This is a genomic window from Sinimarinibacterium thermocellulolyticum, assembly GCF_040327995.1.
Lineage (GTDB): Bacteria > Pseudomonadota > Gammaproteobacteria > Nevskiales > Nevskiaceae > Solimonas > Solimonas thermocellulolyticum.
Genome location: NZ_JBEPIJ010000023.1, coordinates 1 through 25113, shown reverse-complemented (window position 1 = coordinate 25113; position 25113 = coordinate 1). Strand labels below are relative to the sequence as shown.

The following is a 25113-nucleotide window of genomic DNA, read 5'->3' as shown; positions in this document are numbered from 1 at the left end:
GGCCGCTGGCCACGTGCAAAAAAAGACCGCGACCCGCAATCCCGGGAGGGGGAGGCTGCGGGTCGCGGCCCAGGCATTGTCCGGCCTAAGGGAGGGAAAGCGACCGGACGTTCACTTTTTTACACGAGGCGCTTGCGCATTTCGACGCCATAGCCCACAAGACACTGATATAAATAGATTTTCTACCTGCATGGCCGTCTTTTAGTGCGCATGGGCGGCACCCGCGCCGCGCGGCACACGAATGTGCTCGACGATCTGCTGCACGTGCCGTGGCGGCGCCTTGGTCAGCGCCGCGACGGCGGTGGCCACCGCGAAGTTCACCAGCATGCCGATGGCGCCGAAGCCCTCGGGTGAGATGCCGAGGAACCAGTTGTCGGGCGTGTTCGCCGCCGTATTCACGAACTTGAAGTAGATGATGTAGGCCGCGGTGACGGTGATGCCCGTGATCATGCCAGCGATCGCTCCCTCCTTGTTCATGCGCTTGGAAAAGATGCCGAGGATGATCGCCGGGAAGAACGACGAGGCGGCGAGTCCGAACGCGAAGGCGACCACCTGAGCGACGAAGCCCGGCGGATGGATGCCCAGATAGCCGGCGATGCCGATCGCCAGTGCCGCAGCACAGCGCGCGAACAGCAGCTCCTGCTTGTCGGTGATACCGGGCATCAGCGTCTTCTTCAGCAGGTCGTGCGAGATCGAGGTCGAGATCACCAGCAGCAGGCCGGCCGCCGTCGACAGTGCCGCCGCCAGACCGCCGGCCGCGACCAGCGCGATGACCCAGTTCGGCAGCTTCGCGATCTCCGGGTTGGCCAGCACCATGATGTCGCGGTCGATGGTCATCTCGTTGGCATCCGGTGCGGCGACGTACTGCATGACGCCGTCGGCGTTCTTGTCCTCCCACTTGATCAGTCCGGTCTTCTCCCAGCTCTTCACCCAGGCCGGCGCCTCGGCGTAGGGCTTGTCGTGGATGGTCTCGATCAGGTTGGTGCGCGCAAAGGCCGCGATCGCAGGCGCCGTCGTGTAGAGGATCGCGATGAACACCAGCGCCCAGCCGGCGGAGCGACGGGCGTCGCGCACCTTGGGCACGGTGAAGAAGCGCACGATCACGTGCGGCAGGCCGGCGGTGCCGACCATTAGCGCGAGCGTGATGCAAAAGACGTCGATCGTCGGCTTGACTCCCGCGGTGTAGGCGGTGAAGCCGAGTTCGGTCACCAGGCCATCGAGCTTGTCGAGCAGGTAGACGCCGTCCGCGGTCTTGGCGCCGAAGCCGAGCTGCGGAATCGGATTGCCGGTCAGCATCAGCGAGATGAAGAACGCCGGCACCATGTAGGCGAAGATCAGCACGCAGTACTGCGCGACCTGCGTGTAGGTGATGCCCTTCATGCCGCCGAGCACGGCGTAGAAGAACACGATCGCCATGCCGATGATCACGCCCATGGTGATGTCCACTTCGAGAAAGCGCGAAAACACGATGCCGACGCCGCGCATCTGCCCGGCGACATAGGTGAACGACACGAAGATCGCCGAGATCACCGCGACCATGCGCGCGGTCTGCGAGTAGTAGCGGTCGCCGACGAAGTCCGGCACGGTGAACTTGCCGAACTTGCGCAGGTAGGGCGCGAGCAGCAGCGCCAGCAACACGTAGCCGCCGGTCCAGCCCATCAGATACACCGAGCCGTCGCGCCCCATGAAGGCGATCAGGCCGGCCATCGAGATGAAAGAGGCGGCGCTCATCCAGTCCGCGGCCGTGGCCATGCCGTTGGCGATGGGCGAGACGCCGCCGCCGGCGACGTAGTAGTCCGAGGTCGAGTCGGCGCGCGACCAGATCGCAATGCCGATGTACAGCGCGAAGCTCGCACCGACGATGAGGTAAGTCCAGGTCATGACATCCATCTGATTTCTCCTAGTCCTCGTGGACGTCGTGCTCGCGATCGAGCCGGTTCATGCGCCAGACGTAGTAGAAGATCAGTCCGACGAAGACGTAGATGGATCCCTGCTGGGCGAACCAGAAGCCGAGCTTGAACCCGCCGATACGGAACTGGTCGAGCCAGTCGGCGAACAGGATGCCGGCGCCGTAGGACACCGCGAACCAGATCGCCAGCAGACACAGCACCAAGCGGATGTTGGCCTTCCAATAGGCATCTGCCGATGTGTTCTCAGCCATTGATTGCTCCTCCAATGCACGCGCGAGATGCGTCGCCTGCCAATCTAGCAATGGCGCGGCACACGGCCATCGCTACTTTGGTCTAAGCACCAGGCGCCCGCGCCTGCGACTTTGGTCGCAGCGGTCCTGCCGCCGGTGCACGTTGGTGACGTGCGTCGCTACACTGCGACCGACCCATCGCCCCGGGAGGCGCATGCCCGGCTGGTCCTTGCTGCTGATATCCGCGGCCTATGTCGGCCTGCTGTTCGCGATCGCGTACTGGGGCGACCGCCGCGCGGCGCGCGGCGAACAGACGCGCGCACGGCCGCTGACCTACAGTCTGGCGCTCGCCGTCTACTGCACCTCCTGGACCTTTTACGGCGCGGTCGGCCGCGCCGCCGCCAGCGGCTGGGACTATCTGCCGATCTACCTCGGGCCGATGACGGTGTTCCTGCTCGGCGCGCCGCTGCTCGAACGGCTGATCGCGCTGTGCCGGCATCACAACATCACCTCGATCGCCGACTTCATCGGCGCGCGCTACGGCCGCCGCCAGGCACTGGCCAGCCTGGTGACGCTGATCGCGGTCATCGGCGTACTGCCCTACCTCGCGCTGCAACTCAAAGCCGTGGCCGACTCGTTGCGCGTAATGACGCAGCCCTCGCCGGCCGGCGGCGGCTGGCTCGGCGACGGCGCGCTGGTGACGGCAGCGCTGCTGAGCGCGTTCGCAATCCTTTTCGGCACGCGCCATGTGTCTTCGAGCGAGAGCCACCATGGCCTGGTGCTGGCCGTGGCCTTCGAGTCCGTGGTCAAGCTGCTCGCCTTCGTCGCGATCGGCCTGTACGCCGCCTACGGCGTGTTCGACGGCATGGGCGATGCGATCACCGCGGCCCTCGGACAGCCGCAGGTCACCGAGGCGATGGCGCGTCCCGACTGGATGACTGGCTTCATCGCGCAGACCGTGCTGGCGATGGCGGCGATCATCTGCCTGCCGCGCCAGTTCCAGATCATGGTGGTCGAGCACCAGCACCGCAGCGAGCTGCGCACCGCGCGCTGGGTGTTTCCGGTCTATCTGCTGCTGGTCTCGGTGTTCGTGCTGCCGATCGCCGGCGCCGGCGCGCTGGTCGCCGGACATGTCTCGGCACCGGACATGTACGTGCTCGGCGTGCCGCTGGCCGGCGAACGCACACAGCTCGCGCTGTTCGCCTACATCGGCGGGTTCTCGGCAGCAACCAGCATGGTCATCGTCTCGGCAATCGCGCTGTCGACGATGCTCAGCAACGAGCTGGTGATGCCGGCGCTGCTGCGCTGGCATCCGCTGGGTCTGGCGCGCGGCAAGGATCTGTCCGGGCTGATCAAGACCGTGCGCCGCGTCAGCATCGTGCTGCTGCTGGCGCTGGCCTGGCTGTACACGCGAGTGGTCGCAGACCGCACGCTGACCTCGATCGGCCTGCTGTCGTTTTCCGCGGTGCTGCAGTTCGCGCCGGCGCTGATCGGCGGCCTGTACTGGCGCCGCGGCACCCATCAGGGCGTGTTCGCCGGCCTGCTCGCCGGCTTCGCGATCTGGGCGTACACGCTGATGCTGCCGGCCCTGCTCGGCGCCGACAGCGCCCTGCTGCGCGACGGCCCGCTGGGCATCGGCTGGCTGCGCCCGCACGGCCTGTTCGGCATCGACTGGCTCGACCCTGTCACCCACGGCACGATGTGGAGCCTGGCGTTCAACCTCGCCGGCTATGTGCTGGTCTCGGGCTGGGTCACGCCGGGCCTGCGCGACCATCTGCATGCGGTGCGTTTCATCGACGTTGCCGCGCCGCCGCCGGCACCGGGCAAAAGCCTTTCCGGCAGCACCACCGTCGGCGATCTGCGCATTCTGCTCGAACGCTTCTTCGGCGCCGAGCGCGCCAGCGAGCTGCTGCGCGACTTCGGCGAGCGCGCCGGCATGCGCCTGCACGACCGCGACCGCGCGACGCCGCAGATGCTGCGTGCCAGCGAACGCCTGCTCGCCGGCGCGCTCGGCGCCTCGTCGGCCCGGGTGGTGATGTCGGCGATGCTGCGCGGCCGCGACATGCAGGTCGAGGACGTGATCCGCGTGCTCGACGAAACCTCGCACGCGCTGCAGTTCTCGCGCGAACTGCTTCAGGCAGCGCTCGAACATCTGCCGCAGGGCGTCAGCGTGGTCGATCGCGAGTTGCGCCTGGTCGCCTGGAACCGGCGCTATGTCGAGCTGTTCGACTACCCGCCCGAGCTCGTCGTGCAGGAGCAGCCGATCGAGGATCTGCTGCGCTACAACGCGCGCCGCGGCCTGCTCGGCAACGACGGTGAGCAGATCGAGGCGCTGATCGAACGCCGGCTCGAACACATGCGCGCCGGCCGCGCCTACGAGCACGAGCGGCGCATGCCGGACGGCCAGGTGATCCAGATCCGCGGCAATCCGATGCCCGGCGGCGGCTTCGTCACCAGCTACACCGATGTCACCGCGTACAAGCAGGCCGAGACGCGCCTGCAGGAACTTGCCGATACGCTCGAACAGCGCGTGCGCGAACGCACCCAGGAGCTGTCGCATCTGGCCGGCGAACTCGCGCTCGCCAAGTCGGCGGCCGAACGCGCGAACGCGGCGAAGACACGCTTTCTCGCCGCCGCCTCGCATGATCTGGTGCAGCCGATCAGCGCTGCGCGGCTGTTCGTCGCCGCGCGCGACCGTGCACGCATCGGCGCCGAAGCGGAAGCGCTGATGCGCAATGTCGAAGGCTCGCTCGCTGCCGCCGAACGCCTGCTGTCGGCGCTGCTCGACATCTCGCGCCTCGACGCCGGCGCGCTGCCGGTGCGCCGCGAACACGTGTCGCTCGCCGACATCCTCGATCCGCTGGCCACCGATTTCACGGTGCTCGCGCAGGAACGCGGCCTGCGCCTGCGCGTGCGCAAGAGCGCTCAGGTCGTACACACCGATCCGGGTCTGCTGCGACGCATCCTGCAGAACTTTCTGTCCAACGCGCTGCGCTACACCGAACGCGGCGGCGTGCTGCTCGGCTGCCGTCGCGCGGGCAGTGCACTGCGCATCGAGGTCTGGGACACCGGCCCCGGCATTCCCCCCGACCGGCAGGCCGACATCTTCGAGGAGTTCCGCCGCCTGCACAGCCACGATGCGCAGGGCGAGCGCGGCCTGGGCCTCGGGCTGGCCATCGCCGAGCGCAGCGCCCGGCTGCTCGGCCACCCCATCGGCCTGCGTTCGACCGCGGGTCGCGGCAGCGTGTTCTGGGTCAGCGTGCCACTGGGCGACGCCACGGCCGTGCAGGCTGCGGTCGCGTCACAGCCGCAGCCGCAGCCGGCCTTCATCGGCGTGCAGGTGCTGTGCATCGAGAACGAAGCCGATGTGCTCGCCGGTCTGCGCGCGCTGCTCGAAAGCTGGGGCTGCCGCGTGTGCGCCTGCCGCAATCTCGACCAGGCGCTGCAAGCCAGTGCGACACCACCGGATCTGGTGCTCGCCGACTATCACCTCGATCACGGCGCCTCCGGCATCAATGCGCTCGACGCACTACAGGCGCGCTGGGCGCGGGCGGTGCCCGGCGTCGTCATCACCGCGGATCACACGCCGCAGGCGCGTCAGGCGGCGCTCGATCGCGGCTACGCCTTCCTGCCCAAGCCGGTCGCAGTCGCCAAGCTGCGCGCGCTGCTGAGCCGGCTGCTCGCCGCACGCCGCTGACGACACCGCAGTCGAAACCTCAGTCGACGCCGTCGTCGCCGGTGTCGGGCACGGCCAGCGGCATCGCCTCGGTCTGCAGCAGGCGCTGCGCGAGCAGCGCCGCCTGCGTGCGACGGACGAAGCCAAGCTTGTTCAGAATCGCCGTCATGTGCGCCTTGACGGTGGCCTCCATCACGCCCAGCTCGAAGGCGATCTGCTTGTTCAGACGCCCGTCGGCCAGCATCATGAAGACACGGTACTGCTGCGGCGACAGGCTGGCGATGCGCTGCGCGAGCTCACGGTCGGTATCGGTCGACGGCGGCGCTTCGGCGAGCTGCGGCGGCGTCCAGATATCGCCGGCGAGCACCTCGCGCAGACCCTCGCTCATCTGCTCGAAACTGCATGACTTGGGAATGTAGCCGGCGGCGCCGAAGTCCAGCGCCCGCCGCATGAGTTCCGGCTCCTCGCGGCCCGACACGATCACCACCGGGATGTCCGGATGCTCGCTGCGCAGGAACAGCAGCGAGGAGAAGCCTTGCGCGCCGGGCATCTGCAGATCGAGCAGCACCAAGTCGATGCCGGCCTCGTCCGCGACCAGCGCACGCAGCGACGCGAAATCCGCGACCTCGCGCAGCTCGGCGTCCGGCAGCATCTTCCGCAGCGCCTGCGCCAGCGCGCTGCGGAACAGCGGATGGTCGTCCGCGATGACAACGGTCTGCGCAGCCATGAGCCGAGTGTATTCCGGTGACCGGCAGCGCTCATCTTGTGCCAGCCGCGCGCGTCGTCGTATTCGACCTTGGTCGTAGATCCCACCCGATTCGACCAAGGGCGAATGGTCGAAAGCCTGCACGCCCGCGCACAGTCCGACCTCGAAGCGCCGCCCACGGCGCGCATCACGACGAGGAGACGGCATGAACACACCGATGAACACCAGGCGCGACGCGCAGCCCTGGCTGCGCCACGCATTGGCCGCCAGCATCGCCTGCGCATCCGGCGTTGCCCAGGCGGGCGAGACCAGGTTCGGCGAAACCACGCTCAACTGGGGCGGCTACGTCAAGCTCGACGTGCTCTACAGCCGCTTCTCCGAAGGCGAGGTCGCGCAGAGCACCTCGCGCGACCTGTACGTGCCGTCGACGATCCCGGTCTCCGCCGGCGGCGGCAGCAGCTACGATGCCCTCGACCTCCACGCCAAGGAGACGCGCCTGTTCCTCGGCGCGAAGACGCCGCTCGAAAACGGCGTGACCCTGGGCGCGCACATCGAGTTCGATTTCATCGTCAATCAGGGCGCCGGCAACGAGGTCGTGACCAATGCCTACAACCCGGGCCTGCGCCGCGCCTTCATCACCTATGGCAACTGGCTGCTCGGGCAGGAGTGGAGCACCTTCCAGAATCTCGGCGCGATTCCGGAGACGCTGGACTTCGTCGCCTTTCCCACCGACGGCACCGTGTTCGACCGCCAGCCGATGGTGCGCTACGGCTCGGGGCCGTTCGCGATCGCGATCGAGAACCCGGAGACCACGGTCACCGGCCTTGGCGCCAAGAACGACAGCCGCGTGCCGGACCTGGTCGCACGCTGGATCACGCCGGTTGGCAACGGCGGCAACTTCGGCATAGCCGGCATCGTTCGTCAGCTTGCGGCCGACGATGCCGACAATCCCGCCACCGAAGCAGACGAGGGCCTGGATGCGGACGCGATCGGCTACGGCCTGAGTGTCTCCGGCAAGCTGCCGCTGGGGCCCAACGACGACATCCGCTTCATGGCCAACTGGGGCGAAGGCATCGGCCGTTACATCGGTCTAGGCATCTCCGCCGACGCGGTGCGCGATGGCGACGATCTCGAAGCGATCGGCATCGCTGCCGGCTACATCGCCTACCGCCACGCCTGGAGCCCGAAGCTGCGCACGACGATCACCGCATCGACCTTCCAGGCCGACAACGATGTCGTGCTCACCGGCGACGGCGTGACCAAGCGCATCGTCAGCGGCAGCGTCAACCTGCTGTATTCGCCGGTGGCGAAGATCACCGTCGGCGCCGAGTACCGGCATGCCGAGCGTGAAGTCGAGTCCGGCGCAGACGGCAGTCTCGACCGCCTGCAGTTCTCGGCGAAATACGTGTTCTGACGCGCGCTGCACAGGCTGCGCGCCGCGGGCCGCCGCCGGTGGACGCCGGCGGCGGCCCATGCCATAACAACCCCCCAGCGCCCACAGTGCGCCCACGACCAGACCCCCGCAGGAGGCCCCAGATGAGCAGCGCAAAGAGCCACGAAACCATCCAGTCGGTGCTGAGCGAGAATCGCGTGTTCGACCCCACCGCCGATTTCGTCGCACGCGCGCGCCTGGATGCGGCCAAGCTCGATGCGCTGCACGCGGCAGCGGCGAAAGACCCCGTCGGCTTCTGGGCCGATCTGGCAAAGAAGGAGCTGGCCTGGCAGACGCCGTTCACCGAGGCGCTCGATGAGTCGAACGCGCCGAACTACCGCTGGTTCGCCGACGGCAAGACCAATGTCTCGGTGAACTGTCTGGACCGCCATCTGGCGACGCGCGGCGACAAGATCGCGATCCGCTTCGAAGGCGAGAAGGGCGACACGCGCCACTACACGTACAAACAGCTCTACGCCGAGGTCTGCAAGCTCGCCAATGGCCTGAAGTCCCTGGGCATCCGCGCCGGCGATCGCGTCGTCATCTACATGCCGATGGTGCCGGAGGCCGTCATCGCGATGCAGGCCTGTGCGCGCATCGGCGCGGTGCATTCGGTGGTGTTCGGCGGCTTCTCGGCGACCTCGCTCAAAGACCGCATCGAGGATGCCGGTGCGCGTTTGGTCATCACCGCCGACGGGGGCCACCGCGGCGGCAACATCGTGGAACTCAAAAAGGCGGTGGACGATGCACTCGCCGCCGGCGCGAAGACCATCGAGAAGGTCGTCATGCTCAAGCGCACCGGCCATGAGGTGCCCTTCATTGAAGGTCGCGACCTGTGGTGGCACGAGCTGATGGCGCAGCAGGCCGACCGCTGCGATCCGGCCTGGGTCGAGGCCGAGCACCCGCTGTTCCTGCTCTACACCTCCGGCTCCACCGGCAAGCCCAAGGGCATCCAGCATTCGTCGGCGGGTTATCTGCTCGGCGCGACGCTCACCTGCCAGTGGGTCTTCGACCTGCGCGACGACGACGTGTTCTGGTGCACCGCCGATGTCGGCTGGATCACCGGGCATAGCTATGTGGCCTACGGTCCCCTGTCCAACGGTGCGACCATCCTGATGTACGAGGGCGCACCGACGGTGCCGGACGCCGGCCGCTTCTGGAAGCTCTGCCAGGATCACGGGGTCACTATCTTCTACACCGCACCGACCGCGATCCGCGCGCTGATGAAGCTCGGCGATTCATTCCCGGCGCAGTACGACCTGTCCAAACTGCGCTTGCTCGGCAGCGTCGGCGAGCCGATCAACCCCGAGGCGTGGATGTGGTACCACCGCGTGATCGGCAAGGAGAAGCTGCCGATCGTGGATACCTGGTGGCAGACCGAGACCGGCAGCATCATGATCGCGCCGGTGCCGGGGGCGGTGCCGACCAAGCCCGGCTCCTGCACCAAGCCCCTGCCCGGCATCTTCGCCGATGTCGTCGACGAATCCGGCGAGCCGGTGAAGGAGGCGAACGCCGGTGGCTACCTCGTGATCCGCAAGCCCTGGCCGTCGATGCTGCGCACGATCTGGGGCGACAACGAACGCTACATCAAGACCTACTGGGCGCAGTTCGGGAACAAGTACTACGTCGCCGGCGACTCCGCACACCGCGACGCCGACGGCTACTTCTGGATCATGGGCCGCGTCGACGACGTGCTCAACGTCTCCGGCCACCGCCTCGGCACGATGGAAGTCGAAAGTGCCCTAGTCGCGCATCCGCGCGTCGCCGAGGCCGCGGTCGTCGGCCGCCCGCACGAGGTCAAGGGCGAGGCGGTGTTCGCGTTCGTGATCTGCAAGGGGGCGCGCCCGACCGGCGCCGAGGCCGAACAACTCGCCAAGGAGCTACGCGACCACGTGGCCAAGCAGATCGGCGCGATCGCCAAGCCCGACGACATCCGCTTCGCCGACAACCTGCCCAAGACCCGCAGCGGCAAGATCATGCGCCGCCTGCTGCGCTCGATTGCAAGGGGCGAGGCGATCACGCAGGACACGTCCACGCTGGAAAACCCGGCCATCGTCGACCAGCTCGCCGGCAAGGCCTGAGTGCTGGGGGCAGCCGCCGGCGGAGGCTCGATGGGAGACCGGGCCGGTCGATGACGGGCAGCGGCCGAATCGCCGTGGCGCGCCTAGCCGCCGCGCTTGGCCAGCTCCATGCGCACCATCAGCTTGATGAAGTCCCAGAGCTGGCCGAGCTGATCCCAGACGGACGGCTCATGGCGTGCGCGCTGACGGATGTAGTGGCGCAGCGCGTCCAGATCGGCGTCGCTGAATTCGGCAAACGGCGGCATGCCGCGCGACATCAGCGCGCCGTCGCGCACGATGGCGTTGAAGGCCTCGGCCGACAGCGGCACCGGTGAGGCGCGCAGATCCGGCGCGTAGCCGCCGGCGATCACGGCGGTGCCGTGGCAGATCGTGCACTGGCGTGCGTAGATGCGTTGCCCGCTCGCGGCCTTCGCCGCGTCGACGACGAATGCGGGGTCGTCGATCGGCTCGACCTTGTCCACCGGCGGCGGCGAGTCCGGCAGCCTGGCCTTGCCGTCGAGGGCGAACGCGAGCAGGCGCCGCGGATACTGGCGGCCGACCCAGCCATGCTGCGCCGACAGTGAACCGAGCAGCGAGGGCGCGCCGCCCCAGCCGGCCAGTACGGCGACGTACTGCACACCATCGACCTCGTAGGTCAGCGGCGGCGCCTGCGTGCCGACGCCCATCGGATGGCTCCAGACCTCGGCGCCGGTCCTGGCATCGGTGGCGACGAAGCGCCCATCGGCAAGACCCTGGAACACGAGTCCGCCGCGCGTGACGATGACGCCGCCGGCCGTTGCGCCCGGTGTGGGCTTGCGCCAGGCCTGGGTCTGCGTGACCGGGTTCCAGGCCAGCAGCGAGGTACTGCCCGCGTTCTTGGGGATGTCGTCGAAGAAGCCCTTGAGCCCCAGGACGTCATCCGGCGTCATCGTCCACTGCCCGGCCTTGCGCCCCTCACCGTCGTAGACGCCGGGCATTTCGCGCGCCGGGATGTAGACCAGGCCCGTGTCCGGGCTGAACGCCATCGGATGCCAGTTGTGCGTGCCGCCGGAGCCAGGCCACACCAGCGCCGGGCCGTCCTCGTAGCGCGCACCGGGGACTTCCACAGGGCGCCCGGTGGCCAGATCGATGCGCTCCGCCCAAGTCACCTTGCCGATCTTCTCGGCCGAGATCAGCGCCCCGTCCTCGCGGTCGAGCACGTAGAAAAAGCCGTTCTTCGGCGCGTGCAACAGCACCTTGCGCGGCCTACCCCCGAGGACGAGGGTCGCCGTGACCATGTCCATGGCGGAGTTGAAATCCCAGGTCTCGTTGGGCGTGGTCTGGTAGTGCCAGGCGTATTCACCGGTTTCGGCATCGAGCGCGACGATGGAACACAAGAACAGACTGTCGCCGCCGCCCGGGTTGCGCAGTTGCGCGTTCCACGGTGAACCGTTGCCGGTGCCCAGGTAGACGCGGTCGTACTCGGGGTCGTAGGTGATCGCGTTCCAGACCGTGCCGCCACCACCGTACTTCCACCACTCGCCGCTCCAGGTCTTCGCGGCCATTTCCATCGCTTCGTTCTCGAAGCCGTCGGCCGGATTGCCGGGCACGGTGTACCAGCGCCAGAGCTGCTCGCCGGTATCGGCGTCATAGGTGGTGACGTAGCCGCGCACGTGGCCGAAGTCGGCGCCACCGTGGCCGATGATCACGCGGCCACGGCCGTCTTTGCCGCCCCAGACGCGCGGCGCGCCGGTGATGTAGCGGTTATCGCCCGGCCGGGTGGTGAGCACCTCCCAGAGCTTCTCGCCGGTTTTCGCGTCGAGCGCGAACAGGCGGCCGTCCTGCACGCCGGCGATGACCTTACCGTTCCAGAACGCAAGGCCGCGCGAACCCCAGGCCATGCGCATCTTGCGGGCATCGACCTTGGGATCGTACTGCCAGAGCACGGCACCGCTCTTGGCGTCGATCGCGTAGACGCGGCTGTAGCCCACGGCGGTGTAGATCACACCGTCGATCGCGAGCGGCTGGCTGGAGACATTCCACACCTCGTCGAGCTCCAGCGACCAGGCCAAGCCCAGCCGCGCGACGTTGCCGGTGTTGATCTGGTCCAGCGGGCTGTAGCGCTGTTCGCTGAAGGAGCGGCCCCAGGCCGGCCAATCGCGGCCGTCGGCGTCGTCGGACAGCGCGGCGTTGTCGACTCTGGCGACGGCGCTGCTGGCGGCGAGCAGCAGCGCAGCGCTGCGGATCAGGTGCTTCATCGTCTCCCCCTCGGCCATCCGCGAAAAGGCGCGGGGCTCAATCGAGCGCCATTGTCGGGCGAAAGCGGGGAGTCACCTTCAGCCGAATGCAGTATCCGTTGCCGATTGACGGCGGACTTTATTTCCATGAAACTGGAAATGTGAAAATACAGACCGCCGTCGCGCGCCTGTCGGCGCTCGCCCAGGAAACCCGCCTGTTGATCTTCCGTCTGCTGGTGCAGAAGGGCCCCGAGGGCCTTTGCGCGGGCGACATCCAGGCGCGGCTGAAACTCGCGCCGGCCACGCTGTCCTTCCATCTCAAAGAGCTGACCCAGTCCGGCCTGCTCAAGGCCCGCCAGGACGGGCGCTTCATTTACTACGCGCCGGACTTCAAGGCGATGAACGCGCTGATCGCCTATCTCGGCGAGAACTGCTGCAGCGGCGCCGGCTGCGAGATCACCGGCGCCGCCGCCGAGGATGCAAAGGCATGAGCGTCTTCGAGCGCTACCTGAGCCTGTTGGTCGCCGCCTGCATCGTCGTCGGTATCGCGCTGGGCCATCTGTTCCCCGGCGCGTTCGGCGCCATCGGCGACGCCGAGATCGCGCAGGTGAACCTGCCGGTCGCGGTGCTGGTGTGGCTGATGATCGTGCCGATGCTGGTGAAGATCGACTTCGCCGCGCTGCGCGAGGTCGGTCGCCACTGGCGCGGCATCGGCGTGACCCTGTTCGTGAACTGGACGGTCAAGCCGTTCTCTATGGCGTTGCTCGGCTGGCTGTTCATCGGCCATCTGTTCCGCCCGTGGCTTCCGGCCGACCAGATCGAGTCGTACATCGCCGGCCTGATCCTGCTCGCCGCGGCACCGTGCACGGCGATGGTCTTCGTCTGGAGCCACCTGACGCGCGGCGAGCCGCATTTCACGCTGAGTCAGGTCGCCCTCAACGACGCGATCATGCTCGTTGCCTTCGCGCCCATCGTCGGCCTGCTGCTCGGCCTGTCGGCGATCGTCGTGCCCTGGAACACGCTGCTGCTGTCGGTGGGGCTGTACATCGTCGTGCCGGTGATCGTCGCGCAACTGCTGCGGCGCGCGGTGCTCGCCGCCGGCGGCGAGGCTGCGCTGGCGAAGCTGCTCGCGCGCCTGCAGCCGTTGTCGATGAGCGCGCTTCTGGCGACGCTGGTGCTGCTGTTCGGCTTCCAGGGCGAGCGCATCCTCGCGCAGCCGCTGATCATCGCCCTGCTCGCGGTGCCGATCCTGATCCAGGTCTACTTCAACGCCGGCCTCGCCTATCTGCTGAACCGCGCGAGCGGCGAGGCGCACTGCGTCGCCGGCCCGTCGGCGCTGATCGGCGCGAGCAATTTCTTCGAGCTGGCCGTCGCCGCCGCCATCAGCCTGTTCGGCCTGCAGTCCGGCGCGGCCTTGGCCACCGTCGTCGGCGTGCTCGTCGAGGTGCCGGTGATGCTCTCCGTGGTCTGGATCGTCAACCGCTCGCAGGCCTGGTACGAACGAGGACTCCGCGCGTGACCCATGGCCCGCACGCAAGCGCCGTCAACGCCCGGCCCACGATCGACGTCCACCGCCGCATCGGCCGTATGCCCAAGACGCACGCAGGCTGGAGGTGAAGGCACAGGCGATCGCGCCCTTGGCCGCACCGGTCGAACAACCCAGCGAACACCCCAGCGAACCTCAACCAGCGGAAAGCGCGCTCACCATCTTTGCTCGCCCATGAAAAAGATCCTCTTTTTGTGCGTCGCCAATTCCGCGCGCAGCCAGATGGCCGAGGGCCTGGCCCGTCACCGCTTCGGCGATCGCGCCGAGATCGCCAGCGCCGGCTCTCAGCCCTCGCGCGTGAACCCCCTGGCCATCGAAGTCATGCAGGAGATCGGCATCGACATCCGCGGCCATCACTCCAAGTCGGTGGACACGCTCGATGCCGCGCGCTTCGACCTGGTGATCACGCTGTGTGCGGACGAGGTATGCCCGGTCCTGCCAGGCAACGTGCAGCGGCTGCACTGGCCGATTGCGGACCCGGCCGCGGTCGACGCGCAGGCCGACCGCGATGCGGCGCTGCAGGCCTTCCGCGACGCCCGCGATGCGATCGACGCACGGCTGCAGACGCTCCAAGCCTTCGTCGACGGCTGAGCCTTTCGCCGCGCCGACGTTTGCGGCTAGGCTCTGCGCCCATGGATTCCGTCTCGCAGATCGCACTCGGCGCCGCCGTCGGCGTCGCCGTGATGGGCCGCCGCACGCCGTTCGGCCGCGCCGCGCTGTGGGGCGCGGTCTTGGGCACTCTGCCCGATCTCGATGCGCTGATCGACCACGGCGATGCGGTGCGCAACATGGTGTTGCACCGCGCGCAAACGCATGCGCCGTTTTATCTCGTGCTGGTCGCGCCGCTGATCGCCGCGCTGATCGCCTTCGTGCACGACGAAGCGCGTCTGTTCAGGCGCTGGTGGCTGGCGGTGACGCTGGTGCTGGTCACGCATCCCTTGCTCGACGTGATGACGATCTACGGCACCCAGCTCGGACTGCCGTTCACGAATCACCCCTACGGCGTCGGCAGCATCTTCATCATCGACCCGCTCTATACGTTGCCGCCGATCCTCGGCGTGATCGCCGCGCTACGCTTGCAGGACGACCGCGGGCTACGCTGGAACCTCGCCGGCATCGCGCTGAGCTGCGCTTATCTGGCCTGGGGCGTGCTTTGGCAACAGCAGGTGCGCGAGACGGCGGCGCGGCAGTTGCGCGCCGAGGGCGTGCCGGTCGAGCGCATTTTGGCGACGCCCACGCCGTTCAACAGCCTGCTGTGGCGCATCGTCGCCGTGACGCCGGACGCCTACTTCGAAGGCTTCCGCTCGATCTTCGATGGCGACGCACCCATCGGCTTCACCCGCCACGAACGCCGCCCGGATCTGTACGAAGCGCTCAAGGACCACGAGCCGGTCGCGCGCATCGCTGCGTTCAGCCACGGCTTCTTCGCGATGCAGGAGCGGGAGGGTAAGGTGCTGATCAGCGACCTGCGCATGGGCCAGGCGCCGTACTTTTTCTTCACCTTTGCCGTCGCGCGCCGCGACACCGACGATACGCTGCACGCGCTGCCACCCGAGCCGCAGCGCTGGCGGCCGCCGACTGGCGAGGGTGTGGCCTGGCTCGGGCGGCGGATCTTCGATCCGAAGCTGCCGGCGCCCGGGTCGCGGTGAGCGGGGGCTTCAGAACACCGCCATCGCCGCACGCACCGTCAGCGCCAGCAGCAGCAGCGACGACAGCGCGAACAAGGCAAAGCGCACCTCGATCTTGTTGACCGTGGCCTGGAACACGCTGTGCACCACGCGTAAGCCGACATAGGCCCAGGCGAGGATCACCGAGCCGCTGGTCGCGTCGCCGAGCAGCGCCAGCGACAGCGCCACGGCGTAGAACAGCGTCGGCATCTCGAACAGGTGATTGTAGTTGTCGGCCTTCCAGCGCACGCGCGCGGGCAACTGGTTCATCAGCTCCCGCGGCGGCACCTGTGGATCGAGCTTCAGGTTCATGCGCTGGATCGCCGGAATCCGCGTCACATACATCCACAGCCACATGACGAAGGTCCACAGCACCAGCGCGACCACGGGCTGCAGCATCACGGTCGACATCGTCATCTCCCAGGTCGCGTCGAGAAGCCCGGGTCATCGGCCGCTCGCGACGCGATGGCAACACCCGTTTTCGGATCGCCGGACTACTTTGCCCAGTCCGGGTAGAAAGGCGGCAGGTCGTCCGGCACCCGCGCGGTGAAGTTGGGCGTGCGCTTTTCGAGGAAGGCGGCGACGCCCTCTTTGCCGTCCTTGAGGCTGGTGTGGAACATCGCGAGCGAATCGATCCGGTGCGCCTCGATCGGATGGGGCTGTGCGGCGTTTCGATACAGCATCTGCCGTGTCAGGGCGATCGCGACCGGCGAGCGGTTGTCGACGAAGCGGCGTGCGAGCGCGTAGGCCGCCGGCAGCAGCTCGTCCGGCGGCAGCACGGCCTTGACCAGACCGCCGCGCCTGGCTTCCTCGGCGTCGAGGATGTCGGCGCTGTAGCACCATTCGAGCGCCTGCGAGATACCGACGATGCGTGGCAGAAACCAGCTCGAACAGGCTTCGGGCACGATGCCCAGCCTGCCGAAGACGAAGCCGATGCGCGCCTTCTCGGATGCCAGACGTACGTCCATCGCCAGCGTCATCGTCGCGCCGATGCCCACGGCCGGACCGTTGATGGCGGCGATCACCGGCTTGGCGCAATTGTAGATCGACAGTGTGACGCGGCCGCCGGTGTCGCGTAGGCCACGTGCGATCGCCGGATCGTCGAGCCGCTCGGTCATGTCCTGCAGCGTCGGTCGCAGGCTTTCGTCGAGACCGAAGACATTTCCCGGCCGCGTCAGATCCATGCCAGCGCAGAACGCGCGACCGGCGCCGGTGACGACGATCGCGCGCACCGCCGGATCGTCGCTCGCACGCTTGAACGCGGATTCCAACTCGTCCGCCATCTCGACCGTGAACGAATTGAGCCGATCGGGACGGTTCAGCGTGAGGGTGAGGATGCCGTCGGCGACGGTCCAGGCCAGGGTGTCGTAGGTCATGGCGTGATGTGCGTGGGAATCGAGGAGCCCTGATTCTGCGCCAGCCGGCGCGAATGCGCAGCGCCGCCAGCATCGGCCTGACCGAGCTCGGCATCCCGGTGACCGCGCGCCGCCCAGCATGGCCCACGCACCGCGGCGCCCACCACCCGCGATGGACCCGCGCGGGCCTGGTAAGCGCCGCCGCCGGCAACGACCGTCCGGCGAGTCAGCGGGTCACGCGCCAGTTGGCGTGGCGTTCCCAGTACTCGACGCTGCGCCGGTAGGCATCGCGGTCGATCGGCACGCCCGAGCCGCCCTCCTCGACGCCGAGCGCGTTGCGCATCATCGTGATCGGCGTCATCGGGATCTCCTCGGGCGTTGCCGTCGCCAGAACGCCGACCACGCCCCAATCGGCGTCGATCGCTTCGTTCTCGCGCGCCATCTGCTCGCGCGAGTACAGGATCACGATCAGGTAGTCCGCCACCGGTGGTACTACGTTTTCGAGCCAGCGCACTAGTACCGGCAGCTCGTCGCGCGAACGCGCCTCGTAGGCCGAGCGCAGCAGATGGCGGTTGTCGTCGGTGATCGGCACCGTCAGACAGCGCGTCTGCGTCCAGTTGCGGTGCACGTGCAACTTGCAGAACGGGGCATAGCCATCGAGGACCTTGAGCGGCGGCTCGACGTTGAGGTGGGCCTCGAAGGCTTCGGGGGTCACACCCTGGATCGCATTGATCCGTGGCGGATTGGGGAAAAGACGCGTGCGAGCGAACTTGGTCAGGCGGATCTGCATCGGTCCTTTGCCTTGAGTAGCCGTACCTCGCGCTGCGGGAACGGAATCTCGATGTTGTTCTCGCGCAGCGTCTCGAAAATGATCAGCAAGAGATCGCCACCGACGCGGTTGCGGCCGTCGTCGATGCCTTCCATCCAGAACTCGACGAACATGTTCACGCCGGACTCGCCGAAGCTGTCGATCTCGCAATCCGGCCGCTCCTCGATCGGAACGTGGTCGCCGCTGATCACCTGCGGATGCTTGGCCACCGCCGTGCGGATCAGCTCGCACAGCTTGCGGATGTCGGTGTCGTAGGCCACCGAGAAGTCGACGCGGTAGCGCTGCTTGCGGTCCTTGTGCGTCCAGTTAGTGAACGGCCGCGTGATGAATGCGTCGTTCGGGACGAGGATGTCCTTGCCGTCAAAGGTCTCGATCGTCGTGTAGCGCAGCGTCAACTCGCGCACATGACCGGCCTTGCCGTCTTCGAACTCGACGTAGTCGCCGACGTTGATCGAGCGATCGAACAGGATGATGATGCCGGAGATGAAGTTCGACGCGATCGACTGCAAGCCGAAACCCAGGCCGACACCGAGTGCACCGCCGAAGACCGCCAGCGCGGTGAGGTCGACCCCCATCACCTGCAGGAACATCAGGCCGACGACGATGGTCAGGCCGATCTGGTAGAGCTTGGCGACCACTTCGCGCATGCGCAGGTCGAGCTTCTCCTGGCGCCGGATCGCGTGGATGCCGACTTCGCCGAGCCGCCAGCCCAGCCACAGCAGCAGCGAACCGAACAGCAGCACGCGCAGCACGCCGCTGGCGGTGATGCGCAGGTTGCCGATCTCGACCGACATACCTTGGAGTACGGCGGTGATCGGCTGGAGCACGCCGAGCAGATGCAGCAAGACCAGGGGAACACCGACGATGCGCAGCACGCGACCGGCCAGCGGCCCGACCTGCAGCGCGCGGATGCAGCTCTCGACCAGCCAAAGCGCGGCGACGACCACCGCACCGCGCAGCACCCACGGCTGCTCGAGCAGGGTCTTGCCCAAGGCCGCGGCGACCAAGAGCAGCAGTGCCGTGATCGCCGGTTGCAGCACCGGCGCCAGCGCGTTGATCAAGCGGCGCCACAGCGAGCCTGCGCCACCGAGCCAGAGGAGCCGGTGCGCGAGCAATGCACCGAGCGCGCACACGCCGGCAACGATGCCGAGCTGCACCCAGCTCGCCGGATCGGTCAGCGCCTGCTCGGCCAGCCGTCCGGCGTCACGGATCAGGACTGGTAACCGACCCGCGTCCATCACGGGTGTCGGTGCCGGGTCGCGCTCAGCTCGCGCGACGCGCCATGAAGGCCACGCGCTCGAACAGATGCACGTCGGCCTCGTTCTTCAACAGCGCGCCGTATAACGGCGGCAGGGTCTTCTTGCCGCTGGCTTCGCGCAGCACGGCGGGGTCGATGTCCTCGGCGACCAAGAGCTTGAGCCAGTCGAGCAGCTCCGAAGTACTCGGCTTCTTCTTCAGGCCCGGCAGCTCGCGCAGGCCGAAGAACACTTCCATTGCCTCTTGCAACAGGTTCTTCTTCAGCTTGGGGAAATGGACATCGACGATCTTGGCCATCGTCTCCTTGTCCGGGAAGCGGATGTAGTGGAAGAAGCAGCGGCGCAAGAAGGCGTCCGGCAGCTCCTTTTCGTTGTTCGAGGTGATGATGATGATCGGACGATGTCGCGCGCGGATCGTCTCGCGGGTCTCGTGGACGTAGAACTCCATCTGGTCGAGTTCGCGCAACAGGTCGTTGGGGAACTCGATGTCGGCCTTGTCGATCTCGTCGATCAGGAGCACCGGCTGCGTCTCGGACTCGAAGGCCTCCCAGAGCTTGCCCTTGACGATGTAGTTGCGGATGTCCTTGACGCTCTCGATGCCGAGCTGCGAATCGCGCAGGCGCGAGACCGCGTCGTACTCATACAGGCCGTGCTGGGCCTTGGTCGTCGACTTGATCGCCCAGTCGAAGAACGGCCGCTTTAGCGCCGCGGCGATCTCGCGCGCGAGCTGGGTCTTGCCCGTGCCCGGCTCTCCCTTGACCAGCAGCGGTCGCGCCAGGGTCACGGCGGCGTTGACCGCCATCATCAGATCGTCGGTCGCGACGTAGCTTTCAGTACCTTGGAAGCGCACGGGATGTCCTCGACGTTCGCGCAGGGAAAGACTGGGAGTCTACAAAAGGTCGACACACGTAGCAGTCCGCGCCAGGCGCTCTGGCCTCGCTCGAACCATTTGCGCGCCGCGGCGCACCCATCGCTTCAAGCGCCGCGCGCCTCCAGCATCGCCACCGCGGGCAGCTTCTTGCCTTCGAGGAATTCCAGAAAAGCGCCGCCGCCGGTCGAGACATAATCGAGCCGCTCGGATACACCGAACTTGTCCATCGCCGCGAGCGTGTCGCCGCCACCGGCGAGCGTAAACGCGCTCGACGCCGCGATCGCCTCGGCGATGAGCCGGGTTCCGGCGGCGAAGCTGTCGAACTCGAACACGCCGACGGGACCGTTCCAGACGATGGTGCCGCAGTCCTTGAGCCGGGCCGCGAGCTGTGCCGCCGTCTTCGGACCAATGTCGAGGATCATCTCGTCGTCCTCGACCTCGTCGACCATGCGCGTTTCGGCATGCGCCTCGGCCGAGAACTCCGGCGCGACGACGACGTCGACCGGCAGCGGCATGTCGCCCCCGCGTACGCGGATCTTGTCGAGGATACCGCGCGCGGTGTCGAGCATATCCCTCTCGTAAAGCGACTTGCCGACCGGCTTGCCGGTCGCCGCGAGAAAGGTGTTGGCAATGCCGCCGCCGACGATCAAGAGGTCGGCGATGTCGGCGAGATTGTTGAGCAGGTCGAGCTTGGTCGACACCTTGCTGCCGCCGACGATCACCGCCAGCGGTCGCTTGGGCGTCGCCAGCGCCTTGCCCAGCGCATCGAGCTCCGCGGCGAGCAGCGGGCCGGCGCAGGCGATCGGTGCGAACCTGCCGACGCCGTGCGTCGAGGCCTCGGCGCGATGTGCGGTGCCGAAGGCATCCATCACGTAGACGTCGCACAAGGCAGCCATCTTCCGCGCCAGCGCCTCGTCGTCTTCCTTCTCGCCCTTGAGAAAGCGGGTGTTCTCGCCGAGCGCGATCTGTCCCGGTTCGAGCGGCACGCCGTCGATCCAGTTGGTCACCAGCGGCACGGTCTGACCGAGGTGCTCGCACAGCCAGCCGGCGACCGGCGTCAGCGAGTGCTCGGGCTGGAAGCGGCCTGCCTTGGGCCGGCCCAGATGCGAGACCACCAGCACCGACGCGCCCTTCTCCAGCGCCAGCTTCAGCGTCGGCAGCGAGGCGCGCAGGCGCGCATCCGAGGTGATGCGGCCGCTTGCGATCGGCACGTTGAGATCCTGGCGGATCAGCACTCGCTTGCCGGCGAGATCCAGATCGGACATCCGAAGGATGGCGCGCACTGTGTTCGCTCCGTGAGACGTGAGACGTGAGATGTGAGACGCGGCGGGTAGACGCGAGACGAACGTCTCACCCTTTACGTCTCACGAGCGGGCGTCAGCCCGCGACCACCCGCACCATCTCCAGGCACTTGTTGGAATAGCCCCACTCGTTGTCGTACCAAGCCACGAGCTTGACGAAGGTGGGGTCGAGCTGGATGCCGGCGTCGGCGTCGAAGATCGAGGTGCGGGGATCGCCGCGAAAGTCGGTAGCGACGACCTTGTCCTCGGTGTAGCCGAGAATGCCCTTGAGCGCACCCTCGCTCTGCGCCTTGATCTCGGCGCAGATTTCCTGGTAAGTCGCCGGCTTGTCCAGCTCGCAGGTCAGATCGACGACGGAGACGTCGGAGGTCGGCACGCGGAAGCTCATGCCGGTGAGCTTCTTGTTCAGCGCCGGGATGACGACGCCGACGGCCTTGGCCGCACCGGTCGACGACGGAATGATGTTCTCGAGGATGCCGCGGCCGCCGCGCCAGTCCTTCGCACTCGGACCGTCTACGGTCTTCTGCGTGGCGGTGGCGGCGTGCACAGTGGTCATGAGCCCCCGCTTGATGCCCCACTTGTCGTGCACCACCTTGGCCAGCGGCGCCAGACAGTTGGTCGTGCACGAGGCGTTGGAGACGATGGCCTGGCCAGCGTAGTTCGTGTGGTTGACACCGTAGACGAACATCGGCGTATCGTCCTTCGACGGCGCCGACATGATCACCTTCTTCGCACCGGCGGCCAGATGTTTTTCGGCCGAGGCCTTGTCGAGGAACAGGCCGGTGGACTCGATGACGACGTCGGCACCGACTTCGTGCCACTTCAGGTTGGCCGGATCGCGCTCCTGGGTCAGGCGGATCTTCTTGCCGTTGACGATCAGCGTGCGACCGTCGACGGCGATCTCGCCCCTGAAGTGTCCATGGACCGAATCGTACTTGAGCATATAGGCCAGGTAGTCCGGCTCCAGCAGATCGTTGATACCGACGATCTCGATGTCCTTGCCGAAGTTCTGCACCGCGGCGCGCAACACGTTACGACCGATACGGCCGAAGCCATTGATCCCCACCTTGACTGCCATTTCAATTCCTCGTCATCGCGTGCGCCGCGGCGCACCAAGAATCGCCAGCCCCGAAAGGCGGCCCGGTATTTTATGCCAGTAGCTTGAGTGCCCGTTCGTACACCACGTCGGCGGTGAGCCCCAGGTGAGCGAACACCGATGCGGCGGGCGCCGATTCGCCGAAGCGATCCACGCCGACGACATCGCCCTCCAGACCGACGAAGGCGCGCCAGTACAGCGATACGCCAGCCTCGACCGCGAGGCGCTTGCGCAGCGCCGACGGCAGCACCGATTCCCGATACGCTGCGTCCTGCGCGGCGAAGACCTCGGCACAGGGCATGGACACGACGCGCACACCGTATCCGGCTTGCGCGAGCCTTTTCGCCGCCAACATCGCGAGCTGCACCTCGGAGCCGGTGGCGATCAGCACGAGCGCTGGCGTGCCGGACTCCCACAGCACGTAGCCGCCTCGGCGTGCGCCGTGCCGATGCGCATCGCCATGTGCCTGCGGCGGCAGATTCTGGCGTGACAGCGCGAGCACGCTTGGGCCGTCCTTGCGCGCGATCGCAGACGTCCAGGCGACGGCGGTCTCGAAGGGATCGGCCGGACGCCAGACGTGCATGCCCGGAATCAGACGCAGCGATGCCAGATGCTCGACCGGCTGATGCGTCGGACCGTCCTCGCCCAGACCGATGGAGTCATGGGTCAGCACATAGATCGCCCGCTGCTTCATCAGCGCGGCCATGCGCAGCGCGTTGCGTGCATAGTCCGAGAACACGAGAAAGGTGCCGCCGAAGGGAATCAGGCCGCCGTGCAGCGCAATGCCGTTCATCACCGCCGCCATGCCGAACTCGCGCACGCCGTAGTGGACGTAATTGCCGTCGTAGGCCCCGCTGCGAATCGCCTTGTGTCCTGAAAAGTCCGTGCAATTGGACTCGGTCAGGTCGGCCGAACCGCCGACGAGCTCCGGCAACTTCGGCGCGAGCGCATCGAGCACCGCCTTGGACGCCTTGCGCGTGGCCACCGGCTGCTCGGCCTTTGCGGACTCGGCGATGAGACGCTCGACCGTATCCGACCAGTCGGCCGGCAGCGCGCCGGCGAGACAGCGCTCGAGCTCGGCCGCCGCCTCGGGATGGGCCGCCGCATAAGCGGACAAGCGCGCTCGCCAGGCTCGTTCGCGCTCGGCACCCTTGGCCCGCGCGTCCCAGGCCTGGCGAATCTCGGCCGGGATCGCAAACGGCGGATGGGGCCAGCCGAGCCGCTCGCGGGCGAGCTCGATCTCGGCCTCGCCGAGCGGCGCGCCGTGGCACTTCTCCTTGCCCTCCAGGTTCGGCGCACCGAAACCGATGACGGTCTTGCAGCAGATCAGCGTCGGCTTGTCGACGGACTTGCGTGCGGTCTCGATCGCGGTGCGGATCTCACCGGGGTTGTGGCCGTCGACGTTGCGCACCACCTGCCAGCCATAGGCCTCGAAACGTGCCGCCGTGTCGTCGCCGAACCAGTTCGCGACCTCGCCGTCGATCGAGATGTCGTTGTCGTCGTAGAACACCACCAGCTTGTTCAGGCCCAGCGTGCCGGCCAGCGAACAGGCTTCATGGGAGATCCCCTCCATTAGACAGCCATCGCCGGCGAAGACGTACGTGTAGTGATCGACGACGACGTGCCCGTCACGGTTGTACCGCGCCGCGAGCACGCGCTCGGCCAGCGCCATGCCCACCGCATTGGCCAGCCCCTGGCCGAGCGGCCCCGTCGTGGTCTCGACGCCGGGGGTCAGCCCATGCTCGGGATGCCCGGGCGTCTTGGAATGCAGCTGGCGGAAGTTCTGCAGCTCCTCGATCGGCAGCGCATAGCCCGTCAGATGTAGCAGCGCATAGAGCAGCATCGAACCGTGGCCGTTGGAGACCACGAAGCGATCGCGATTGGGCCACTGCGGATTGGCGGGGTTGTGCGCCAAAAAATCGTTCCACAGCACCTCGGCGATGTCGGCCATGCCCATCGGCATGCCCGGATGGCCGGAATTGGCCTTCTGCACGGCATCCATGGCCAGGGCACGGATGGCGTTGGCCAGTTCGAAACGAGTGGGCATGAAGCGCACCAGCAAGGGGGGCAAAAAGGGGCGCGTATTGTCCGGGTTTGCCCCAAGACCAGCAACCACTCTGAATCAGCGAGGCGCGACCGGCTTGATCAGGTACAACCCGATCTCGGGATACCAGGGATGGTCGCCGTATTCGAGCCGCAGCAGCTGGCCGGTGCCCTCGACCAGCCAGCGCGTACGCACCTGCCGGCGCCGATCAGGAAGCAGCGCGACACGCTCCTCGATGCGCAGGGCGGGCCCCGAGTACCCCAGCGTCACGATGGTCTCGCGTACACAGCGGACCGACTCCGTGACCTCGGCGACGTCGCTCTGCTGGTCACGCAAACGTGTGTAGTACAGCCACTCGAGCGCGGTGACGCTCACCCCGTCGCCGCAGTCCAGGTTGCCGTCCATCGGCATTCCCGCAGCGTGGCTTTCGAAAATGTCCGTCGGCAAGCCGCGCGTGTAGATCACGTGGTCGTTCTTGAGCTGTAACGCCAGGCCGTCCATGCCGTACCAAGTCTGGGTACCGTCCACCGCGACGTGGCCGAGCAGCATCAGTGCGTGGAAACGACTGCCTACACGCACGTACATCGACGCATAGGGTAGGCGCGCCAGCTCCGCGATGGGCCCAGCGAGCCCGGAGGCTGCATCGCCCCCGGGCAGCGCATCGCGAACGCGCTGCACCGTGCCGCAAGCGGCGATCATGCCCGCCAGCAGCACGACCAGACTTCGGAGGCGATCAGTCTTCAAGAACCCGATCCGCCGTAAAGCGGCCCACGGTATCGAACAGGCCACGACCATCGTAAGCTTCCCCGTCAAGGCGACAGTTCAAAAGTAGAGTTCCTGGCGGCTTGAGAATACTCGACTGGCGTCATGTCGCCGAGCGAGTCATGGGGTCGGTCTTCGTTGTATTCGAGCATCCAC

21 protein-coding genes are annotated in these 25113 nt (G+C 67.2%); 7 read left to right on the top strand and 14 right to left on the bottom strand.

The features are described 5' to 3' along the window. Nucleotides 1-201: 201 nt before the first annotated feature. Together ABSH63_RS14400 and ABSH63_RS14395 are read right to left on the bottom strand one after the other, a co-directional pair. Nucleotides 202-1890, bottom strand: coding sequence for a sodium:solute symporter family protein (locus tag ABSH63_RS14400; protein WP_352890611.1), 1689 nt, complete (start codon nucleotides 1888-1890; stop codon nucleotides 202-204). 10 nt (nucleotides 1891-1900) lie between these two features. Then, entirely contained in the window at nucleotides 1901-2161 is a 261-nt protein-coding gene (locus ABSH63_RS14395; protein WP_352890609.1) for a DUF4212 domain-containing protein, read from the bottom strand. A 193-nt stretch (nucleotides 2162-2354) separates the two neighbouring features. On the opposite strand from ABSH63_RS14395, the gene ABSH63_RS14390 reads away from it, so the two are divergent. Beyond that, entirely contained in the window at nucleotides 2355-5837 is a 3483-nt protein-coding gene (locus tag ABSH63_RS14390) for a hybrid sensor histidine kinase/response regulator (protein ID WP_352890608.1), read from the top strand. 19 nt (nucleotides 5838-5856) lie between these two features. Here the strand turns inward: ABSH63_RS14390 and ABSH63_RS14385 are convergent, their stop codons facing one another. Continuing rightward, nucleotides 5857-6543 carry a response regulator gene (locus ABSH63_RS14385; protein WP_352890606.1) on the bottom strand — a complete coding sequence of 229 codons (687 nt, stop codon included), beginning with the start codon at nucleotides 6541-6543 and terminating at the stop codon, nucleotides 5857-5859. Between the two features lie 184 nt (nucleotides 6544-6727). Between ABSH63_RS14385 and ABSH63_RS14380 the strand changes: the two genes are divergently transcribed. Both ABSH63_RS14380 and acs read left to right on the top strand, forming a co-directional pair. Beyond that, the gene (locus tag ABSH63_RS14380; RefSeq protein ID WP_352890605.1) at nucleotides 6728-7936 is read left to right on the top strand and encodes a DcaP family trimeric outer membrane transporter; all 1209 of its coding nucleotides are present in this window, start codon (nucleotides 6728-6730) and stop codon (nucleotides 7934-7936) included. 122 nt (nucleotides 7937-8058) lie between these two features. Further along, a complete protein-coding gene (gene acs / locus ABSH63_RS14375) occupies nucleotides 8059-10035 on the top strand; it encodes an acetate--CoA ligase (RefSeq protein ID WP_352890603.1) in 1977 nt (658 codons plus the stop codon). Nucleotides 10036-10118: 83 nt separating this feature from the next. Here acs and ABSH63_RS14370 read toward each other — a convergent pair whose 3' ends face one another. Continuing rightward, nucleotides 10119-12251, bottom strand: coding sequence for a PQQ-dependent dehydrogenase, methanol/ethanol family (locus ABSH63_RS14370; protein WP_352890601.1), 2133 nt, complete (start codon nucleotides 12249-12251; stop codon nucleotides 10119-10121). Between the two features lie 140 nt (nucleotides 12252-12391). On the opposite strand from ABSH63_RS14370, the gene ABSH63_RS14365 reads away from it, so the two are divergent. The 4 genes from ABSH63_RS14365 (at nucleotide 12392) to ABSH63_RS14350 (ending at nucleotide 15425) form a co-directional block, all read left to right on the top strand. Then, nucleotides 12392-12721: an ArsR/SmtB family transcription factor gene (locus ABSH63_RS14365; protein ID WP_352890600.1), complete on the top strand. Its 330-nt coding sequence runs from the start codon at nucleotides 12392-12394 to the stop codon at nucleotides 12719-12721. Further along, entirely contained in the window at nucleotides 12718-13749 is a 1032-nt protein-coding gene (gene arsB / locus ABSH63_RS14360; RefSeq protein ID WP_352890598.1) for an ACR3 family arsenite efflux transporter, read from the top strand. The genes ABSH63_RS14365 and arsB overlap by 4 nt, the downstream gene beginning before the upstream one ends. Before the next feature lie 201 nt (nucleotides 13750-13950). Beyond that, nucleotides 13951-14367 (top strand): arsenate reductase ArsC, encoded by a 417-nt coding sequence (locus ABSH63_RS14355; protein ID WP_352890596.1) that lies wholly within the window; start codon nucleotides 13951-13953, stop codon nucleotides 14365-14367. 41 nt (nucleotides 14368-14408) lie between these two features. Next, the gene (locus ABSH63_RS14350; protein ID WP_352890594.1) at nucleotides 14409-15425 is read left to right on the top strand and encodes a metal-dependent hydrolase; all 1017 of its coding nucleotides are present in this window, start codon (nucleotides 14409-14411) and stop codon (nucleotides 15423-15425) included. 9 nt (nucleotides 15426-15434) lie between these two features. Here the strand turns inward: ABSH63_RS14350 and ABSH63_RS14345 are convergent, their stop codons facing one another. From ABSH63_RS14345 to ABSH63_RS14300, 10 genes are all read right to left on the bottom strand, one after another. Next, nucleotides 15435-15854, bottom strand: coding sequence for an MAPEG family protein (locus tag ABSH63_RS14345; protein ID WP_434223280.1), 420 nt, complete (start codon nucleotides 15852-15854; stop codon nucleotides 15435-15437). Nucleotides 15855-15937: 83 nt separating this feature from the next. Then, on the bottom strand, nucleotides 15938-16819 hold the full coding sequence (locus tag ABSH63_RS14340) for a crotonase/enoyl-CoA hydratase family protein (RefSeq protein ID WP_352890591.1): 882 nt from the start codon (nucleotides 16817-16819) through the stop codon (nucleotides 15938-15940). Between the two features lie 205 nt (nucleotides 16820-17024). Then, on the bottom strand, nucleotides 17025-17588 hold the full coding sequence (locus tag ABSH63_RS14335) for a DUF3228 family protein (protein ID WP_352890590.1): 564 nt from the start codon (nucleotides 17586-17588) through the stop codon (nucleotides 17025-17027). Next, nucleotides 17573-18865 carry a mechanosensitive ion channel family protein gene (locus ABSH63_RS14330; RefSeq protein WP_352890588.1) on the bottom strand — a complete coding sequence of 431 codons (1293 nt, stop codon included), beginning with the start codon at nucleotides 18863-18865 and terminating at the stop codon, nucleotides 17573-17575. Before ABSH63_RS14330 ends, ABSH63_RS14335 begins: the two co-directional genes overlap by 16 nt. 25 nt (nucleotides 18866-18890) lie before the next feature. Next, on the bottom strand, nucleotides 18891-19688 hold the full coding sequence (locus tag ABSH63_RS14325) for an AAA family ATPase (RefSeq protein ID WP_352890627.1): 798 nt from the start codon (nucleotides 19686-19688) through the stop codon (nucleotides 18891-18893). A gap of 170 nt (nucleotides 19689-19858) precedes the next feature. Beyond that, a complete protein-coding gene (locus ABSH63_RS14320; protein WP_352890625.1) occupies nucleotides 19859-21019 on the bottom strand; it encodes a phosphoglycerate kinase in 1161 nt (386 codons plus the stop codon). Between the two features lie 112 nt (nucleotides 21020-21131). Then, a complete protein-coding gene (gene gap / locus ABSH63_RS14315; RefSeq protein ID WP_352890586.1) occupies nucleotides 21132-22133 on the bottom strand; it encodes a type I glyceraldehyde-3-phosphate dehydrogenase in 1002 nt (333 codons plus the stop codon). Between the two features lie 70 nt (nucleotides 22134-22203). Continuing rightward, nucleotides 22204-24198: a transketolase gene (gene tkt, locus ABSH63_RS14310; RefSeq protein WP_352890584.1), complete on the bottom strand. Its 1995-nt coding sequence runs from the start codon at nucleotides 24196-24198 to the stop codon at nucleotides 22204-22206. A 75-nt stretch (nucleotides 24199-24273) separates the two neighbouring features. Then, nucleotides 24274-24939 (bottom strand): YjbF family lipoprotein, encoded by a 666-nt coding sequence (locus tag ABSH63_RS14305; protein WP_352890582.1) that lies wholly within the window; start codon nucleotides 24937-24939, stop codon nucleotides 24274-24276. A 65-nt stretch (nucleotides 24940-25004) separates the two neighbouring features. Beyond that, nucleotides 25005-25113, bottom strand: a 109-nt coding sequence (locus ABSH63_RS14300; protein WP_352888226.1) for an integrase core domain-containing protein, incomplete at its 5' end; no start/stop codon positions are given.

Bases quoted from the DNA above. Each gene is read 5' to 3' on its own strand.
- ABSH63_RS14400 (WP_352890611.1), bottom strand. From the start codon at position 1,890: ATGGATGTCATGACCTGGACTTACCTCATCGTCGGTGCGAGCTTCGCG.
- ABSH63_RS14395 (WP_352890609.1), bottom strand. From the start codon at position 2,161: ATGGCTGAGAACACATCGGCAGATGCCTATTGGAAGGCCAACATCCGC.
- ABSH63_RS14390 (WP_352890608.1), top strand. From the start codon at position 2,355: ATGCCCGGCTGGTCCTTGCTGCTGATATCCGCGGCCTATGTCGGCCTG.
- ABSH63_RS14385 (WP_352890606.1), bottom strand. From the start codon at position 6,543: ATGGCTGCGCAGACCGTTGTCATCGCGGACGACCATCCGCTGTTCCGC.
- ABSH63_RS14380 (WP_352890605.1), top strand. From the start codon at position 6,728: ATGAACACACCGATGAACACCAGGCGCGACGCGCAGCCCTGGCTGCGC.
- acs (WP_352890603.1), top strand. From the start codon at position 8,059: ATGAGCAGCGCAAAGAGCCACGAAACCATCCAGTCGGTGCTGAGCGAG.
- ABSH63_RS14370 (WP_352890601.1), bottom strand. From the start codon at position 12,251: ATGAAGCACCTGATCCGCAGCGCTGCGCTGCTGCTCGCCGCCAGCAGC.
- arsB (WP_352890598.1), top strand. From the start codon at position 12,718: ATGAGCGTCTTCGAGCGCTACCTGAGCCTGTTGGTCGCCGCCTGCATC.
- ABSH63_RS14355 (WP_352890596.1), top strand. From the start codon at position 13,951: ATGAAAAAGATCCTCTTTTTGTGCGTCGCCAATTCCGCGCGCAGCCAG.
- ABSH63_RS14350 (WP_352890594.1), top strand. From the start codon at position 14,409: ATGGATTCCGTCTCGCAGATCGCACTCGGCGCCGCCGTCGGCGTCGCC.
- ABSH63_RS14345 (WP_434223280.1), bottom strand. From the start codon at position 15,854: ATGTCGACCGTGATGCTGCAGCCCGTGGTCGCGCTGGTGCTGTGGACC.
- ABSH63_RS14340 (WP_352890591.1), bottom strand. From the start codon at position 16,819: ATGACCTACGACACCCTGGCCTGGACCGTCGCCGACGGCATCCTCACC.
- ABSH63_RS14335 (WP_352890590.1), bottom strand. From the start codon at position 17,588: ATGCAGATCCGCCTGACCAAGTTCGCTCGCACGCGTCTTTTCCCCAAT.
- ABSH63_RS14330 (WP_352890588.1), bottom strand. From the start codon at position 18,865: ATGGACGCGGGTCGGTTACCAGTCCTGATCCGTGACGCCGGACGGCTG.
- ABSH63_RS14325 (WP_352890627.1), bottom strand. From the start codon at position 19,688: ATGATGGCGGTCAACGCCGCCGTGACCCTGGCGCGACCGCTGCTGGTC.
- ABSH63_RS14320 (WP_352890625.1), bottom strand. From the start codon at position 21,019: ATGTCCGATCTGGATCTCGCCGGCAAGCGAGTGCTGATCCGCCAGGAT.
- gap (WP_352890586.1), bottom strand. From the start codon at position 22,133: ATGGCAGTCAAGGTGGGGATCAATGGCTTCGGCCGTATCGGTCGTAAC.
- tkt (WP_352890584.1), bottom strand. From the start codon at position 24,198: ATGCCCACTCGTTTCGAACTGGCCAACGCCATCCGTGCCCTGGCCATG.